The sequence below is a fragment of the Azospirillum sp. B2RO_4 genome, assembly GCF_051124815.1.
GTDB lineage: Bacteria > Pseudomonadota > Alphaproteobacteria > Azospirillales > Azospirillaceae > Azospirillum.
Window position 1 is genome coordinate 1,688,105 of sequence record NZ_CP118485.1, and the last position, 17,970, is coordinate 1,706,074.

Sequence of the window (17,970 nt, forward strand, 5' to 3'; positions counted from 1 at the left end):
AGAAACCGATCATGAGCGAAACCGCAGCCCAGCTGTTCCAGGCGGGCCGCCTCGACGAGGCGATCACCGCGCTGAACGGCGAGATCAAGAAGAAGCCGACCGATCTCGACCGCCGCGTCTTCCTGGCCGAGCTGCTGAGCTTCGCCGGCAACCTGGAACGCGCCGATCTGCAGCTCGACACCATCGGCACGCAGGAACCGCAGGTCGCCGTCACCATGGCGCTGTTCCGCCAGCTGGTGCGCGCCGAGCAGGCGCGCGGCCAGCTGTTCGCCGACGGCCGGGTGCCGGAGTTCATCGACCAGCCCGCCGACCATCTGCGCCTGCATCTGGAGGCGCTGGTGGCGCTCCGCGCCGGCGACACCGCCGACGCGGTGGCGAAGCTGGCCCAGGCGGAGGAGATGCGCCCGCCGGTGTCCGGCAGCCATGACGGCACGCCGTTCGAGGATTTCCGCGACCTGGACGACCTGACCGGCGGCTTCTTCGAGGTCTACACCAGCACCGGCAAGTATTTCTGGATCGCCACCGAGACGGTGGAGCTGGTCGAGTTCCGTGCGCCCGAACGGCCGCGCGACCTGCTGTGGCGGCCGGCCCACATGACGGTGCGCGGCGGCCCGGACGGCGAGGTCTATCTGCCGGCACTGTATGGCGGCGCCCCCGCCGATGCCGACGCCGCGGTGAAGCTGGGCCGGGTAACGGAATGGTCGGAGGACGCGCCCATTCGGGGCCAGGGCCAGCGCTGCTTCCTGGTGGGGGAAGAGGCGGTGCCGATGATGCAGCTGGGGACGCTGGAGTTCTCGGGGGCGGTGTAAAGCCTTTCCTCCGGTGCCCCCACCTAACCTCCCCCGCTGGGCGGGGGAGGGACTGCCGCCGCTCTCCCGCATCAGCACCTGTCCCCTCCCCCGCCCAGCGGGGGAGGGTTAGGGTGGGGGCAAGCGCCTAAGCACCTTCCGAAAGCCACCATGGATCGCAACCAGTCCATCACCCTGTCCGTCCTGGACCGTCTGCTCGACGACACGCCGGAGCATATGGCGCCGCGGCCGCACACCGTGGCGGACCTGCGGGCGGCGATCCGGCGCGACCTGGAGAATCTGCTGAACACCCGGCGGCGGGTGCTGGGCTGGCCGGACGACCTGACGGAACTGGCGGACTCGATCCTCGGCTATGGCTGCCACGACCTGCTGGTCGAGAATGTCGGCACCGAATCCCGCCGGCGCGAGGTGGTGGCGCAGATCGAGGCGGCGATCCGGCGGTGGGAGCCGCGCTTCGCCCAGCTGGCGGTGAGCATGGTCGAGAACAGCGACCCGGCCGACCGCACGCTGCGCTTCCGGATCGAGGCGCTGATACACGCCGATCCGGCACCCGAACCGATGGTGTTCGATTCGGTGGTCGATCCCACCTCCAACATGGTCACCGTGACGAGCAAGGCCCGTGGCTGACGAACTCCTCCCATATTACAACCGCGAGCTGACCTATCTGCGCCGCATGGCGGCGGAGTTCTCGGAGGCGCATCCGAAGATCGCCGGCCGGCTGCGGCTCAGCGCCGACGCGGTGGAGGACCCGCATGTCGCCCGGCTGCTGGAGGGCGTCGCCTTCCTCAATGCCCGCATCAGCCGCAAGCTGGACGACGAATATCCGGAGCTGGTCGACACGCTGCTCGACGTGCTCTATCCGCATTACCTGGCGCCGATCCCGTCGATGGCGGTGGTGCAGATGCGGAGCAGCCCCGACCTGACCGGCGCCCACACCGTGCCGAAGGGGACGGAGTTGGAGACCGAGGCGCTGCGTGGCGAGACCTGCCGCTTCCGCACCGTCTACCCGGCGACGCTGTGGCCGGTCGATCTGGATCAGGCGGTGCTGAGCGGCCGGCCGCTGGTGGCACCGCCCAACCCGCGGGCAGGCGATGCTGTGGCGGCGCTGCGGCTGACCCTGCGCTGCCGCGTGCCGGAGATGACCTTCACCGAGTTGGGGCCGGAAACCCTGCGCTTCTTCCTGCGCGGCCAGCCGCAGCAGGTCTATGCCCTGCACGAGCTGATCTTCAACAACGCCGTCTCGGTGGCGCTGGCCGACGATCCGCATGATCCGAACGCGGTGATCCTCGGCCCCGACGCCATCCGCCCGGTCGGTTTCGGCGACGAGGAGGGCATGCTGCCCTACCCTGCCCGCTCGCATGGCGGCTACCGGCTGCTGACCGAATATTTCGCTTTCCCCGAGAAGTTCCTGTTCTTCGACCTGAACATCTCGCCGAAGGTGCTGCGGCGCGCCGGCGGCACGCTGGAGATTTTCATCTATCTGAACAGCACCGACGGCGACCTGGAACGCGCGGTGTCGAAAGACAATTTTGCGCTCGGCTGCACCCCGGTGGTCAACCTGTTCCGCCAGCGGGCGGAGCCGGTGGCGCTGACCCAGACCCAGCACGAGCACCGGGTGGTGCCCGACGCCCGCCGTCCCGGCGCGCTGGAGGTCTATTCGGTCGACAGCGTGCTGGCCACCGATCCCGACGGCAAGCAGCGTCGCTTCCTGCCCTTCTACGGACTGCGCCATGGCGGGGTGGAGGCGGTCAGCCGCACTTATTACACTGCCAGCCGCCGCCCGGCCGGCGGGCGCGATCCGGGAACCGAAGTGCATCTGGCGCTGGTCGATCTCGATTTCGACCCGTCCAGCCCGGCGGAATCCGTGCTGTCGGTCGAGACGACCTGCCTGAACCGCGACCTGCCCTCGCAACTGCCCTATGGCGGCGGCCACCCGCAGCTGAAGCTGATGGAGGGCATGGCGGCGGTGTCCGGTGTCGCCTGCCTGACGCCGCCGACGCCGACCCTGCGCATCGCCGAGCGCAAGGGCCATCGCTGGCGCCTCGTCTCCCACCTGCTGCTGAACCATCTGTCGATCTCCGGCGGGGCGGAGGGGACGGAAGCGCTGCGCGAGATCCTGCGGCTCTACGATTTCCGCGATTCGGCCGAGACGCGCGGCATCGCCGACGGGCTCGTCAAGGTGACGACCAGGCGCGGCACCGCGCGGGCGCCGTCGCGGCCGGGCGATGTCGCCTGGGGCGACGCCATCTGCCGCGGCATCGATGTCGGTATCGAATTCGACCCGCAGCGCTTCAGCGGCAGCGGCATGTTCCTGCTGGCGATGATCCTCGACCATTTCCTGGGGCTGTACTGCTCGATCAATTCCTTCACGCGGCTGACCGCTACGGTCAAGGGCCGCACCGGAGTGCTTCGCACATGGCCCGCCCGCGCCGGCAATCGCCCGCTTCTGTGATCGACCGGCTGTTCCGCACCCCCCACCGCTTCGACTTCTTCCAGGCGGTACGGGTGTTGGAGTGGCAGGCCCGGCGCGATGCGCGCGACCCGCGCAACGCCCGCCGCCACGCCGTGGGCCATGACCATGACCCGCGCGAGGAGGTGGTGCGTCTGCGCGCCGAAACCTCGTTGACCTTCCCCGGCAATCAGGTGGCGGGGGCGGAGCCGGGCCAGGACGGACGGCCGCCGACGGTGGTCGGCGCCTTCATGGGGTTGGTCGGGCCGCTGGGCGTGCTGCCGCAGCACTACACCGAGATCATGATCCGCAGTCTGCGCGAGCGGAACCGGTCTCTGCGCGACTTCTTCGACGTCTTCCATCACCGCAGCTTCTCGCTTTTCTACCGCGCCTGGGCCAAATACCGGCTGCCGGTGTCCTTCGAGCGCGGGCAGGGTTCGCGCGAGCCCGATCCGGTCAGCACCACGCTGTCCAGCTTCGTCGGCATCGGCCAGCCGTCGCTGACCAAGCGGCTGGTGGTGGAGGACGAGACGCTCCTGCATTATTCCGGGCTGCTGTCGCGCGGGACCCGCTCGGCCGTCGATCTGCAGGAGATGCTGTCGGACTTCCTCGGCCGGCCGGTGACGGTGGAGAGCTTCGTCGGCGGCTGGCTGCCCATCGCGGCGGACGGGCAGACGCGGCTGCCGACTCTGGCCGAACCCGAGGGCCGGCATTGCCGGCTGGGCATCGATGCGCTGGCCGGCGACCGCGCCTGGGACGTCCAGGGCAAGTTCCGGCTGCGCATCGGTCCGCTGAACCACGACCAGTTCCGCGACTTCATGCCGGAAGGCCGCGAGTTCCGGAAGCTCCAGGATCTGGTGCGCATGTATGTCGGGCCGGAGCTGGATTTCGAGCTTCAGGTCACGTTGCAGGCGCCGGAAGTGCCGGGCGCCCGGCTGGCCGCCGGGGAGGACGACCGCGACGCCACGCGGCTGGGCTGGAACGGCTGGGTGCTGCATGCGCCGAGCCCGGTCGAGCGCAAGGACGCGGTGTTTCCGATGCAGGATTTGTGAGGCGCGCCATTGCGACGCCCCGCCTTAGAACGACGAGGACCCAATGAGCGACTGGAGCGCCGGCTATGTGTCGGACATTGAATATCTGCCGGGCTTCTACCGTGAACAGGGGCCGGCGCATCTGACGCTGAGCTGCCTGATCAACGGCATCGCCCCGCCGTCCACGGCCAACGGGTTCGACTATTGCGAACTCGGCTGCGGCCACGGCACGACGGTGGCGCTGTTCGCGGCGGCCAACCCGCAGGGGCGGTTCCATGCGGTGGACTTCCACCCCGCCCACATCGCCCGCGCCCGCGACGCCGCCGAGGCGGCCGGCCTGACCAACATCAGCTTCCACGAGGCGAGCTTCGCCGAGATGGCCGACGGCGAGGGCCCGGAGCTGCCGGAGTTCGACTTCGTCACGCTGCACGGCGTCTACAGCTGGGTCAGCCCGATGAACCGGGGCGCGATCGCGCGCTTCCTGGCGAAGAAGCTGAAGCCGGGCGGACTGGTCTATGTCAGCTACAACGCCATGCCGGGCTGGGCGCCGATGATGCCGCTGCAGCGGCTGCTCTATGAGTATTCCGGGCTGGTCCATCAGCGCAGCGACGTGCAGGTGAAGGCCGGTCTGGACTTCGCCGAACAGCTCTACAAGGCCGGGGCCAAGATCCTGGGCGACGAGGCGATGTTCGGCAAGCTGCGCGGCGAGACCAAGACGCAGAGCGCCACCGACCAGTCGGTCTATCTGGCGCACGAATATCTGAACGGCAGCTGGCAGCCGCTCTACCATGTCGATGTCGCGCGCGAGTTGGGCGAGGCGAAGCTGACCTATGCCGGTTCGGCCACCCTGTTCGAGAACTACCCGGACCTCGCCCTGACGCCCGACCAACGCAAGGCGCTCGATACCATCGGCGTGCCCAGCCTGCGCGAGACCTTCAAGGACTATTGCGTCGGCCGGCCCTTCCGCCGCGACGTCTTCGTGCGCGGCACCCGGCGCATCAGCGTGGCCAGGCGCGATGCGATGCTGATGGATATGGCGATGGCGTTGACCATCCCGCGCACCGACGCCCGCACCACCATCCAGGTTCCGCTGGGCGAGGCGACGCTGGAGGCCAAGCACTATGAGCCGATCTTCGATGCGCTGGCCGAAGGTCCGCGCCGCATCGGCGACCTGATGGAGTTGCCGGAGGTTCGGCGGGCCGGCGGCAACCTGTCGGCGGTGGAGATCGCCGGCATGCTGACCGGCTCCAACCAGGCGATCCCGGTGCCGAACCCGCCCGAAACCGTGACGCCGCTGCCGGGCGTGCTGGCCCACAACCGCGCCGCCGCCAATGAACTCGCCACCAGCGAGGGGCGAAAGAGCAGCGCCTTCGCCGCCTCGGTCGGCGGGGCCGGCCTGCATGTCAGCACGATGGAGGCGCTGCTCTATGACGGCCTGTGCGAAGGCGTGCCGGAGACGCTGGACGCCCTGGTCGGCCACGCGATGCGCCGGCTGGCCGCCCCGGAGAATGCCGATGACGCCAGCCGCAAGGCCATTGCCGACAGCATGGACTGGTGCCTGCGCAACAGCCTGCCGGTCTGGCGCAAGCTGGGCGTGATCGAATGACGGGGGCCGGATGGGACGGGCGTCAGCCCGGCGGCATCGCTCCGGCCTGGGCGCCCTGCATGGGACGCCGTTCCGCCTGATGCTGCCAGCCGATCGCCTCGTCCTCATCCTCCGCGCCGCTTTCCTCCGCGCCACCGGCCCAGGCCGGGACGACGGTCTGGCGCAGCTCGGCCAATGCGACCAGCGCCTCGCGGTCGCCGGCCGCGGCGGCGGCCTGCAGCCACAGGGCGGCTTCGGCGGCGTCACGCTCGATGCCGACCCCCTCGCGCAGGCACAGGCCGAGCCGGTATTGGGCAGCGGGGTGGCCCTGTTCTGCGGCGGCGCGCAGCCAGCGCACCGCCTCGACCTCATCGCGGTCGACGCCGCGGCCGTCGAGCAGCAGAAGGGCAAGGTTGACCTGGGCGGGGGCCGAATGCTGCAGCGCGGCCAGCCGGTACCACAGCGCCGCCTTGGCCGGGTCGCAGGGCACGCCGGCGCCATGTTCATGCATGAAGCCCAGGTTGTTCTGTGCCCCGACGTCGCCCTTGGCGGCGGCGCGGCGGTACCAGGACACCGCCCGGCGTGGGTCTGGCGGCACGCCGATGCCGTTGGCGAGCAGGAAGGCCAGCATGGTCTGCGCCGCGACATGGCCCTGGCGGGCCGCGCGCCGATACCAGTGGACGGAGGCAACGACATCGGTCGTCCGCAACATCTCCGCCAGCCGGTACTGCGCGTCGCTGTCGCCCAGTTCGGCTTTCATCCGGGTCCAAAGCGTGGGCATGGCGTTGGTACCTTCGTCAATTGTCCCCCGGGGATCCGCACCACGAACAGCGCGCGAACCGGCTTTATTCCATTCGCAGCTGCGTTGTGGACCATCCCCCGCGCCCGAGTCTGTCCCCCCGCCGCCGCCGGTTCAACCTCTCCAGCCGGCGGTCGAGGAATTGTCACGCCGGCGCCTTTGGTTAGGGATGACCATCCGTTCGTGCCCTGCTATACCCGAACGTATAAGGGGAAAGGTGTGGTGATGCAGAGGATTGCCGGCTGGATGCGGATCCGGAAGACGACATGGTCCGCTGCCGCACTGGTTGCAGCGCTGGCGCTGGCCGCCTGCTCCTCCGCGCCGAAGCCGCCGCCGCCGACCACCATCCGGCTGACGGTGGTGGGGGCGAAGGTGCTGAACCCCGATCCCAGCGGCCGGCCATCGCCGGTGATGCTGCGGCTCTATCAACTCGGCCCCAGCGACGCCTTCGCCAACGCCGATTTCTTCCAGGTCATGGACCAGGACAAGGCGACGCTCGGCCCCACCCTGCTCGACCGGCAGGAACTGGCGGTGCAGCCGGACGGCAAGCAGACCGTGACGATCCAGCCCAAGCCGGACGTCAAGACGCTGGCCATCGCCGCCGCCTTCCGCGCCTATGAGGAAGCCGGCTGGCGCGCCCTGCAGCCGGTTGAGGCGAACAAGGCGAACAACTTCCTCCTGACCGCCAAGGGCAGCACCATCACGCTGGTCCGGCAGGATGGCGAGGACGGCGATACGCCGGCGGCCGACGGCGAGGCCGAGGGCGACAAGCCGGCCGCGGACAAGGCTGAAGACGCGAAGCCGGATGCCGAAAAGCCGGATGCCGACAAGGCAAAGGCCGACACGCCCAAGGTCGAAAAGGCCGAGCCCACGCCGAAGGTCTCCACCGACCAGCCGCCCGCCGCCAAGCACAACCTGATCCTGAAGGGGCCGTCATGAGCGTCCGGCCGCCGCCCGACAAGAACCCGTTCGACGAACCGGACGACATCGACGCCACGGTGATGCAGCCGATGGCGTTCCAGCGCCCGGCCGCGCCGGCCGGCGGTGGCGCCGCCAATCCGGCGGCCGGGCTGGTGCCGCCCGCCTTCGGTCAGGGCGCCGCATCCTTCTCTCCTGCCCCGGCAGCCTTCGCGCCGCCCGCCTTCGCATCGGCCAAGCCGTCCGCCGCGCCTGCTCCCGCCTCCGCCCCCGTCCAGGCGCCCTTCTCCCCCGGTTTCCGGCCGCTGGACGACGCGGCACTGACGGCGTTGACGGCGGTCAGCGACAACCCGCTGGTCACCGCCGCGGCACCCATCCTGGCGATGGTGGTGCGGGTGCGCGAGCTGACCCAGCACCGCGACGTGGAGTCCTTGCGCGAGCGGGTGATCGCCGAGATGCAGCGGTTCGAGGCGGCGACGGTGCGCGCCGGCCTGCCCGCCGCCCAGATCCGCAACGCCGGCTATGCGCTGTGCGCCACGGTGGACGATGTGGTGCTGGCGACCCCCTGGGGCAGTCAAAGCCTGTGGGCGCACAAGAGCATGGTCTCCACCATCCAGAAGGAGACCTGGGGCGGCGAGCGCTTCTTCGACCTGCTCGACCAGATGGCCGATGCGCCCGACCGCCACCTGATGGAACTGGAGCTGTTCTACCTCTGCGTATCGCTGGGGTTCGAGGGCAAGTTCCGCGTCATGCCGCGCGGCTACAGCGATCTGGCGAAGCTGCGCGACCGGCTGTACCGCGTCATCCGCAAGCAGCGTGGCGAGGCGGAACGCGACCTGTCGCCCCATTGGCGCGGGCAGGCCGACGGGTTCCGCCCGCTGGCGGCCACCATCCCGCTGTGGGTTCCGGCCGTGATGATCGTGGCGCTGCTGGCGGCGCTCTATGCCTGGTTCGTCTTCGCGCTCGCCGACCAGTCGGACGCCGCCTATCGCCGGCTGGCCGGGCTGATCCCGGACAAGCCGGTGCAGGTCGCGCGGATTGAGGCGCCGGCCACCCTGCCCGCCCCGCCGCCCAGCCGGACCGTGGCCGACCGCGTCGCCGCGGCGCTGGCCGCCGACATCAAGGCGGGGCTGGTGGAGGTCAGCGGCGGCGCCGACGGCCGCGTGCTGGTCCGCACCCGGCTGAACGTCTTCGCGTCGGGCAGTGACCGCATTGAGCCGCGCTATGTCGAGGTGTTCAAGCATGTGGCCGAGGCGCTGCGTCCCGAGAAGGGCCGGATTTCCGTGATCGGCAACACCGACAGCGTCGCCATCCGTTCGCTGCGCTACCCGTCCAACCAGGAATTGTCGGAAGCGCGGGCCGACAAGGTGCAGCGGTTGATGACCGAGATTCTGGGCGCCGATGCCGGCATGGACAACGGCAGCCGCCTGAGCGCCGAAGGGCGCGGCGACACCGACCCGATCGCCCCCAACACGACGGCGGAGGGCCGTCAGGCCAACCGGCGCGTCGACATCGTGCTGGCGCCCTGACCGATGGCGAAACACCGATGCTGAAATCCATCCTCTCCGCCCTGACCTCCCGCTGGTTCCTGACGCTGGTCGCGGCGCTGTGCCTGGGCGCCATCGTCTGGTTCCTGGGGCCGCTCGTCGCCGTGTCCGGCGCCTTCCCGCTGGAGGATGCGACCATCCGGCTGGCGGTGGTGTTCGGCATCCTGCTGGTGTGGGCGCTGGCGATGCAATGGTCGCTGTATCGCCATCGCAGCGCCAACGACCGCATGGTGCAGGCGCTGACCAAGGCGACGCCTGCCGCCAAGGGCGATCCCGATTCCGAGGCCGTCGGCCAGGAAACCGACCTGCTGCGCGGCCGGCTGCGCGAGGCGCTGGACCAGTTGCGCAAGGCGCGTTTCGGCGGCAAATGGGGGCAGCGCTATCTCTACCAGCTGCCCTGGTATCTGCTGATCGGCGCGCCGGGGGCGGGCAAGACGACGGCGCTGGCCAACTCCGGTCTGCGCTTTCCGCTGGCGGCGGAGATGGGGCGGGCGGCGCTGCGCGATGTCGGCGGCACCCGCAACTGCGACTGGTGGTTCACCGACGAGGCGGTGCTGATCGACACCGCCGGGCGCTACATCACCCAGGACAGCCAGCCCGCCATCGACGGCAAGGTGTGGAAGAACTTCATCGCCCTGCTGAAGCGCCACCGCCCGCGCCAGCCGGTCAACGGCATCCTGCTGGCCGTCAGCCTCGCCGAGCTTTCCGCCTGGAGCGAGCCGGAGCGCAAGGGTCATGCCGAGCAGTTGAAGCTGCGGCTGAAGGAGCTGCGCGGACAGGTCGGGTCGCGCGTTCCGGTCTATGTGCTGCTGACCAAGGCCGACCTGATCGCCGGCTTCGCCGAGTTCTTCGACGATCTCAGCCGCGAGGAGCGCGAGCAGGTCTGGGGCGTCACCTTCCCGCTGGACGACGGCAGGAAGGGTGACGACGCCCCGGTCTACCGATTCGGCGAGGAGTTCGACGCGCTGACCGGACGCATCGCCCGCCGCGTGCTGGACCGCGTCCATGGCGAATCCGACATCCAGCGCCGCTCGCTCGACACCCTGTTCCCGGCGCAGATCGCAGCGCTGAAGCCGGCCATCGCCGACCTGCTGATGGTGATCTTCGAACCCAACCGCTACGAGGAACGGGCGCTGCTGCGCGGCGTCTATCTGACCAGCGGCACACAGGACGGCGCCCCGGTCGACCGTTTGTCGGAGATGGTGGCCGGGTCCTTCGGGCTGGAGCGGCCGGTGCTGCCGGCGGCCAGCGGCGGGCGCAGCTTCTTCCTGACCCGCACCCTGCGCGAGGTGGTGTTCGCCGAGGCCGGGCTGGTCGGCACCGACGGCGGGCTGGAGCGCCGGCGGCGCCTGCTGCGCGGCGGGGCGATGGCGGCGATGCTGCTGGCCGGGCTGGCGGTCGCCGCCTTCTGGGCCAACAGCTTCACCGGCAATGCCGCACTGGTCGCCGGCGTCGATGCCGCCGCCGCCAAGGCGCAGGCCGAGCTGGAGCCGCTCGCCGTCGCGCCGCGGTCGCTGACCAAAGTGGACGACACCGATTTCATCACCATCGTGCCACCGCTGAACACGCTGCGCGCCATCCCCGCCGGCTGGACCGAGCCGCCGCCGCTGGAGATGACCGGCGGCCTCTATCAAGGCGACCGGCTGGGCCGGCAGAGCGGGACCGTCTATGGCCGGGCGCTGAACACCGTGCTGCTGCCGCGCGTCTTCCTGCGGGTGGAAGGGCAGTTGCGCCACGAGCGCGGCCGGCCCGAATATTTGTTCCAGGCGCTGAAGGTCTATCTGATGCTGGCCGGCAAGGGGCCGATGGACAAGGCGCTGGTGTCGGAATGGATGGCGCTCGACTGGATGGCGTCGCTGCCCGGCCCCGCCTATGACGGCATCCGGCGCGACCTGCGCACCCATCTGGACGCCATGCTGGCCGCCCCCCTGCCCACCCTGCCGCTGGACGAGGCGCTGGTCGAGGAGGCTCGGCAGAGCCTGACCAACTATCCGCTGGCCGAACGCGGCTTCGCCATCCTGCGCGACCGTCCGGAGATCCAGGCGCTGGCCGACTGGCGGCTGGTCGACAATGCCGGGCCGTTGGCCGGTCGGGTGCTGATCCGCCCGTCGGGCAAGCCGCTGTCGGACGGCGTCCCCGGCCTCTACACCTATGACGGCTTCCACAAGGCGGTGCTGCCGGCGCTGCCCAAGGTCGCCAAGGCGCTGGTGGCCGAGAACTGGGTGCTGGGCCAGCCGAGCAGCGGGCCGCAGGCGGTCGCCGGCGCCCAGCGGCTGGAACAGGGCATCCTTGCCGTCTATCTCGACCGCTACGCCCGCCAGTGGGACGAGATGCTGGGCGACGTGGTGATCGTGCCGCTGCGCAGCCTCAACCAGGCGGCCGACGTGCTGAACACGCTGTCCGGCCCGCAATCGCCGCTGAAGCTGTGGCTGACCGCCATGGTGCGGCAGACCACGCTGGCGCCAGGACCGAATGACAAGCCGGCCGACGGCAAGGGACCGGTCGCCGGCGGGCCGCTGGCCGGCGTGGCGCAGCAGGCGCAGGTGGGGGAGAAGGCGGTGGAGTCCACCGGCACCAACGCCGCCTATCTGGCGCGGCTGGCCGGGGTTTCGCTGCAGCCGGAGGGTCCGCCGCCGGGCCAGCCGATCAACGACCATTTCAAGGCCCTGCGCGAGTTGGTGCAGGGCGAAGGCGGCGCGCCGCCGAAGTTGGACGACTCGCTGAAGCTGCTGGGCGAGCTGTACCAGCAGATCGCGCGGGCCGCCAACGCGCCCGACCAGAACGGCGCGCTGCTGGCCGGGCTGGCCGGCGGCGGCGGCGTAGGTGATAACAAGGGTGCTGTGGCGGCGCAGCTGCGCACCCTCGCCCGCGACCTGCCCGATCCGGTCGGCGGCATGGTCGCCACCGTGGCGCAGAGCGCGGCGACGGTCAGTGCCGGCGGTGCGCGGACGCAGATCAACAAGGCGTGGCAGTCCACCGTCCTGCCCTTCTGCCGGGCGGCGCTCGACAACCGCTTCCCCATGGTGCCGAACAGCCCGGTCGACGTGACCTCGGCCGATTTCGCCAAGCTGTTTGCGCCGGGCGGCATGATCGACCAGTTCTTCAACACCAACCTGCGCCCCTTCGTCGACATGACGGTCAGCCCCTGGGCCTGGCAGAAGGTGGATCAGGTCGATCTGGGCATTCCCCCCGCCGTGCTCGACCAGTTCGAGCGGGCGGCACGCATCCGCGACAGCCTGTTCCCGGCCGGGGCGACCGCCGCCAAGGTGGTGTTCGAGATCACGCCGGTGGAGCTGGACGCCAAAGCGACCCAGGTGGCGATGGACATCGACGGCCAGACGCTGATCTACCAGCACGGCCCGCCCCGCCCGCAGGTGATGAAATGGCCGGGGGCGGAGGGCAGCAGCAGCGTGCGCCTCGGCTTCGGCCCGCCGCTGCCGGGCGAACCGGCCGGCATCTCGCGCCAGGGTCCCTGGGCCTTGTTCCATTTCCTCGCCGACGGCAAGCTGGAGTCCACGCCGCAGCCCGACCGCTTCACCTTCTCGGTGACGGTGGGCACCCGCAAGGCGGTCTTCGCCCTGCGGGCCGACAGCGTGAACAACCCCTTCGGCAAGAACCTGCTGGAGAGTTTCCGATGCCCGACGGCGCTGTAGGCGGCGTGCTTCCCGGCCCCATCGGCCCCTATCGGGTCGAGGGGGTGCTGGGCCAGGGTGCGATGAGCGTGGTCTATCGCGCCACCGACGGGCGATCCGGACAGCCGGTCGCGCTGAAGCTGCTGCGCGCCGAACTGCTGGCCGCGGCGGAACGCAACGCCGTGCTCGCCCGCTTCGGGCGGGAGGCGCAGATCGGGTTGAAGCTGGACCACCCCAACATCGTCCGCGTCCATGATTACGGTACGCTCGATGCGGCCCAGGGCGACGCGCCCTACCTCGCCATGGAGCTGATCCAGGGGCGGGAGCTGAAGCAGTATCTGGAGGCCGACACGCCGTTGTCGGTGCAGCAGGGCGGCGCGCTGATGGCGGCGGTGCTGGACGCGCTGGCCTTCGCCCATGCCCGCAACGTCATCCACCGCGACATCAAGCCGGCCAACATCGTGGTGCAGGACGACCTGACACCGAAGCTGGCCGATTTCGGCATCGCGCAGATCTCCTCCTCCGACCTGACCCAGGCCGGCGACCTGCTGGGCACCCCCGCCTACATGGCGCCGGAGGTTCTGCGCGGGGAGAAGGCCGACGCCCGCAGCGACCTGTTCTCCACCGGGGTGGTGCTCTATTACCTGCTGGCGCAGCGGCGGCCCTTCTCCGGCTCCGTCGCCACGGTGATGCAGCAGATCCTGTTCGTCGAGCCGCCGCCGCCGTCGCACGGCAACCCGGAGCTGCCACCGCCCTTCGACACCGTGATCCTGAAGGCACTGGCCAAGGCGCCGGCCGACCGCTACGCCAGCGCCGCGGAGTTCGCCGAGGCGCTGCGCCATGCTCTGGTGGTCGCCGGCACCATGCAGGCGGCTGCGCCCACCGCCGAGCTGACGCTGTTCAATGCGGAGGTTCCCACCGTCGCCCCCTTGCGCGACCGCGATGCGCTGGCGGCGGCACTGGAAACCGCCCTGCGCGCCATCCCCGGCCAGCCGCTGGACGCACGCAAGCTGACCGAACTGCTGGACATGCTGGCCGATTGGCAGGCGGGCAGCGGCGGCGACGCCCAGCGCTGGCAGTCGGTGCTGCTCGGCGCCGGGATCGAGCCGCTGACCGAGCTGATCGTCGCTTCCACCCCGGCGCCGCGCGCTACGCCGGCCAGCCAGCGGCGCGACTGGATGCCGATGGTCCGGCTGTTCGCGGCGATGACCCGCGCACTGGCCGGCACGCCGGCGGCCGACCGGGCGAAGATGTCGGCGGCACGCATCGCCTTCGACCTGTCCGGCCGCTTCTTCCTCTATTCCGGCGAGCTGAACCGCGTGCTGATGGACGGCGACAACCCGGACATCCAGATGCTGTCGCTCGACTTCCTGCGGCTGGAGATCCTGCAGCACGCGCTGGAGGAGCTGGGCGCCGAGGCCGAACTGGCGCAGAGCCGCAGCGCCATGCTGATGTTCGCCGTGCAGGTCATCCGCAAGGTGACGCAGATCCTGCGCGCCTGCACCGACGGCAACGACGGGCTGGCCCGCTTCGGCGTCGCCATCATCCTCGCCAACATCGAGGAGCTGATCGTCATGGCGCAGCGCCTGTTCGAGACCGGCAGACAGGCCACCGGCGGCCTGCCCCAGGACGCGGTGGCCGAGTTCATCGCCGCCGCCGGCCGCTTCGCCAGCCTGTCGGTGGAAGAGCTGCGCGGCGAGGTCGCGACAGGGGCCGGCACGGCGGAGAGCTTCGCCGCCCGGCTGCGCGGTGTCGGCCAGCTTTATCTGTTCGCCACCCGGCTGACCGCGCCCGATTGCGCGGCGCTGATGCACAGCCTGTCGACCATGCTCTACGGCCTCGTCGCCGGGCTGACCGCCGATCTGGGCAATGCGCCGGTCGGCGACACCGGCGCCCGCAGCCGGCTGGTGGCGCTGGCGGAGATGGCGAGCGGGCTCGGCTGGAGCGAGGTGGAGCGGATCGCCCTGACGGCCCTGCGCCGCTGGGCAGTGGCCGGCGTGGCGGCATAACGGGCGGACTGGGAGCAGAGCGGATGGACGATACCGTGAAGAACCGCCTGGAAATGGTCCTGCGCAACGACCTGTCGGAACTGGAACGGCTGGCCGCCGCGGTGGACGACTTCATCGAGCGCAACGACCTGCCCCCCGACCTCTCCTTCAAGTTCAACCTCTGTTTCGACGAACTCATCACCAACACCGTGTCCTACGGCTATGGCGATGCCGGTCCGCACGAGATCAGGGTGCGGATGGAAGCGGACGGCACGGAACTGCGGGCGGAGGTGGAGGACGATGCCGACGCCTTCGACCCCTTCGCCGAAGCCCCGCCGCCCGACCTGACCAGCGACGTCGACGACCGCCGCGTCGGCGGCCTGGGCGTGTTCCTGGTCCAGAAGACGATGGACCATGCCAGCTACCGGCGCGAAGGTGACCGGAACCTGATCCTGCTGTCCAAGACCATTGGCTGAGTGTCTTACGGCGCTGCAGCCATGTGGAGGGGCGCAACCGGAGGCGGCGGCGCACTCGGCAAAGCGCACTTCAAAAAATCTTCATATATGCCTTGCCGTTCCGGCGGTTCGACCCGGAAGCCGACAGTCTGCACAAGTCCACATCAATGATAAGGCCATATTGATGGCCGCACGGACTTCCCGCGGTTTTCATCGAATGTCGGCGAATTGCCTTCCATGACAATCCAGCAAAGCAGAGCGTTTCGCTCTGCAACAACCCGACACATGACAAGCCGGGCAAATTCTTGCACTATTGTGGATAGCCCCAGGTTGCGGGCGGGATCGGCCATTCGGGCCTCTCGCGATGGGTCCGGGGCAATGCCATGGAAGGCAAACGCTAACGTGTGGAGTCGACGCATCATGACCGGGTCGCAGTGCCAAGAGGCACGCTTGCGCCTTGGCTGGTCGACACGGATGCTGGCGAACAAGGCCGGCGTGCCGTGGTACGCCGTCATGAACCTCGATTATGGAACGGGCGAGGTCGATCCGGCCATCGTCGATGCCCTCGCCCGCGCCTTCAAACAGGCCGGCCTGGAGTTGCGCTGAGCCTCTCTTGGGAGAGCGTGCTCACTCCGTCTTTCCCGCCTTTCCCTTTTCTGCAGGTCGGTCGATATGTTTGGCCGATTCGGTGTCGGGGGTAATCGGCTTTCCGGTGTCGGAAACCGCTTCCGCCGCTTTCAACGGATCGGCGATGTCGCGGTCGGGTTCGTTGGACAGCACATTGCTGCTGGCCGGTTTCTGGTCTGCCATGGGATGGCTCCTTCGATAGGGTCTCGCACACCACAACAGCCCGGCGCGACAGAAGTCCCCTACTCGCCCATCCCCTTCTGCGCCAGCACCAGGAAGATCTTCTCCTCCAGCTGGTCGGGCGTGAAGGGCTTGGCGATATAGCCGCTGACCTGATGGGCGAGCGCCTTTTTCACCGCATCCAGAGTCGCCAGCGCGGTGACCATCAGGAACGGCAGGTCGCTGCGGGATTCGCGCACCTGCTTCAGCAAATCGAGACCGCTCAGACGCGGCATCATCCAGTCGCAGATGATCAGGTCGTAGGCCGTGCCATCGGTCCGGAAGCGCTCCAGCGCCTCCTGCCCGTCGGCGGCGCTGTCGACATGGCCGATGCCAAGCTCCTGCAGGACGGAGGTGACCAGGGCGCGCGGCCCGGCCTCGTCGTCCACCACGAGAACGCGCTGGGTGGCGAGGTCGATGAAGGGCACGCCGACCATTGCCAGCGACTGCCGCAGCCAGTTCGCCCGCGCCACCCGCTCCTTCGGTCCCGGCGCGTTCAGCAGCACATGGCGGACGAAGCGCGGGCGGTGGCAGTGGCGGTAGAGCACACGGGCCACCGCCAACCGGCTCTTGCCGCTGCAGATCGCCCCCTCCCCCGCCAGCCGGACGATGTCGAGCACGCTGTCCACCGGCGGGTCGTCCTTGGCCTGGATCAGCGGGGCCAGCACGCGCTGTGTGCGCAGGAAGGCGTTCTGGATGTCGTCGAGCTGGCCGCCGAGATATTCCCGCTCCTCCTCGGGGAAGGCGCTGGACAGAACCATGCGCTGCACCTCCGCCAACCCCTTCAGCTTCTCGTTCCGGTCCTTCCAGCAGTCCAGCAGGCGGCCGGCGAAGTCGCGGCTGTCGAAGAAGCTCTTCAGGTAATCGGTCACCGCCTTGGCCGCGGAGGGCGACAGCGGCATCTTCTGCAGCACCAGCAGGATGCGCAGCTTCTGCACGAAATTGCGGCCGCGGGTGATCTCCGGAACCGTGTCCTCGTTGACCAGCAGGGCGGTGCGGCGCTGCAAAGCCGCCTCGGTGCGGGCACCGCCGACATAGGCGCCCTCGCGGTCGCGCAGGCGGGCGGACAGGTCGCTCAGCGCCAGGATCTCGCGCTGAACCGCCTCGATGCCGAACATGTCGCCGGCGCTGGAGATGGTGAAGCAGGCGGGCTTGGCCATCTCGCGGCGGAAGGCGGCGGCCAGCGCATCGCGCAAGCCCGGCATCGGTACCTGGCGCATCAGAACGTCGAGCCGCCGGAACACCGGCGGAGCCTCCTCCACCATCGGCCGGTCGGCGGCGATCAGCGTCACGATCAGGTCGATCAGCGTGACGAAAGGCGCATCGCGCGCGCAGGATGCGGTGCCGGCGTCGCTCAGCAGGATTTCGCCCAGCAGCCGCTCCAGCGGCGCCAGCGCGTCGGGATGCTCGGTGGTCTCCGCCAGGTCCAGCAGCGACTCCGCCTTCTCGGCAAAGCTGCGGCAGGTGGCGATGTGCTGGGTAACGGCGGCATCGAGCAGGAAGCGGCCGAGGAAGCCGCCGACCGACAGCAGCTCCGCCGCCGTGCCGGGATAGGCGTCGGGCAGGAAGTCGGGCGGCGGGTTTTCCTTCAGCCGCTCGCGCGACAGCCGGGCGATCTCGTTGACCAGCGGGGTCATCCCGCCCTTCCGGTCCATCGCCCGCTCGGCCTGGGTCAGGATGGCGACGAAGGTGGCGGTGTTGGACAGCGCGGTCTGGTGGCGCGGGTGGTGCAGCAGCTCCGTCGCGGTCAGCGCGTTTTCATCAAGGAAACGGCGGCAGAAGCGGCCGACGCCGTCGCGGCCGGCGGGCGTGTAGAAGTCGGCAGGCTCGCGGCAGGCGGCGGGAGAGGAAGCGTCGGCTTCGTCCGCTGCAGGTTCCGCTGCCGGAGACTCGTGACGGGGAGCGTCCATG

14 protein-coding genes are annotated in these 17,970 nt (G+C 69.7%); 11 read left to right on the forward strand and 3 right to left on the reverse strand.

The features are described from left to right. The first annotated feature begins 11 nt into the window (after positions 1-11). The 5 genes from PWS46_RS07975 (at position 12) to PWS46_RS07995 (ending at position 5,895) form a co-directional block, all read left to right on the forward strand. Positions 12-809, forward strand: coding sequence for a type VI secretion system accessory protein TagJ (locus PWS46_RS07975; RefSeq protein ID WP_434613452.1), 798 nt, complete (start codon positions 12-14; stop codon positions 807-809). A gap of 150 nt (positions 810-959) precedes the next feature. Beyond that, complete coding sequence (gene tssE / locus PWS46_RS07980) at positions 960-1,436, forward strand: type VI secretion system baseplate subunit TssE (RefSeq protein ID WP_085089694.1); 477 nt, start codon at positions 960-962, stop codon at positions 1,434-1,436. Continuing rightward, positions 1,429-3,261 (forward strand): type VI secretion system baseplate subunit TssF, encoded by a 1,833-nt coding sequence (gene tssF, locus PWS46_RS07985; RefSeq protein ID WP_434613456.1) that lies wholly within the window; start codon positions 1,429-1,431, stop codon positions 3,259-3,261. The genes tssE and tssF overlap by 8 nt, the downstream gene beginning before the upstream one ends. Next, positions 3,225-4,310: a type VI secretion system baseplate subunit TssG gene (gene tssG, locus PWS46_RS07990; protein ID WP_434613459.1), complete on the forward strand. Its 1,086-nt coding sequence runs from the start codon at positions 3,225-3,227 to the stop codon at positions 4,308-4,310. Before tssF ends, tssG begins: the two co-directional genes overlap by 37 nt. Positions 4,311-4,353: 43 nt before the next feature. Then, on the forward strand, positions 4,354-5,895 hold the full coding sequence (locus PWS46_RS07995; RefSeq protein ID WP_434613462.1) for a class I SAM-dependent methyltransferase: 1,542 nt from the start codon (positions 4,354-4,356) through the stop codon (positions 5,893-5,895). A 22-nt stretch (positions 5,896-5,917) separates the two neighbouring features. Here PWS46_RS07995 and PWS46_RS08000 read toward each other — a convergent pair whose 3' ends face one another. Next, the gene (locus tag PWS46_RS08000; protein WP_434613465.1) at positions 5,918-6,655 is read right to left on the reverse strand and encodes a tetratricopeptide repeat protein; all 738 of its coding nucleotides are present in this window, start codon (positions 6,653-6,655) and stop codon (positions 5,918-5,920) included. A 264-nt stretch (positions 6,656-6,919) separates the two neighbouring features. Between PWS46_RS08000 and tssJ the strand changes: the two genes are divergently transcribed. From tssJ to PWS46_RS08030, 6 genes are all read left to right on the forward strand, one after another. After that, a complete protein-coding gene (gene tssJ / locus PWS46_RS08005; RefSeq protein WP_434613468.1) occupies positions 6,920-7,612 on the forward strand; it encodes a type VI secretion system lipoprotein TssJ in 693 nt (230 codons plus the stop codon). Then, complete coding sequence (gene icmH / locus PWS46_RS08010; protein ID WP_434613471.1) at positions 7,609-9,120, forward strand: type IVB secretion system protein IcmH/DotU; 1,512 nt, start codon at positions 7,609-7,611, stop codon at positions 9,118-9,120. The genes tssJ and icmH overlap by 4 nt, the downstream gene beginning before the upstream one ends. 17 nt (positions 9,121-9,137) lie before the next feature. Beyond that, a complete protein-coding gene (tssM, locus tag PWS46_RS08015; RefSeq protein ID WP_434613474.1) occupies positions 9,138-12,791 on the forward strand; it encodes a type VI secretion system membrane subunit TssM in 3,654 nt (1,217 codons plus the stop codon). Continuing rightward, complete coding sequence (locus tag PWS46_RS08020) at positions 12,773-14,779, forward strand: protein kinase domain-containing protein (RefSeq protein ID WP_434613477.1); 2,007 nt, start codon at positions 12,773-12,775, stop codon at positions 14,777-14,779. Before tssM ends, PWS46_RS08020 begins: the two co-directional genes overlap by 19 nt. 23 nt (positions 14,780-14,802) lie before the next feature. Beyond that, entirely contained in the window at positions 14,803-15,234 is a 432-nt protein-coding gene (locus tag PWS46_RS08025; protein WP_434613480.1) for an ATP-binding protein, read from the forward strand. A gap of 399 nt (positions 15,235-15,633) precedes the next feature. Then, positions 15,634-15,819: a hypothetical protein gene (locus PWS46_RS08030; RefSeq protein ID WP_136704195.1), complete on the forward strand. Its 186-nt coding sequence runs from the start codon at positions 15,634-15,636 to the stop codon at positions 15,817-15,819. 21 nt (positions 15,820-15,840) lie between these two features. On the opposite strand, the gene PWS46_RS08035 is transcribed toward PWS46_RS08030, so the two are convergent. Both PWS46_RS08035 and PWS46_RS08040 read right to left on the reverse strand, forming a co-directional pair. Beyond that, positions 15,841-16,023 (reverse strand): hypothetical protein, encoded by a 183-nt coding sequence (locus tag PWS46_RS08035; protein WP_434613483.1) that lies wholly within the window; start codon positions 16,021-16,023, stop codon positions 15,841-15,843. 59 nt (positions 16,024-16,082) lie between these two features. Continuing rightward, positions 16,083-17,969, reverse strand: a complete 1,887-nt coding sequence (locus PWS46_RS08040) for a response regulator (RefSeq protein WP_434613486.1) — start codon at positions 17,967-17,969, stop codon at positions 16,083-16,085. Between the last annotated feature and the right edge of the window lies 1 nt (position 17,970).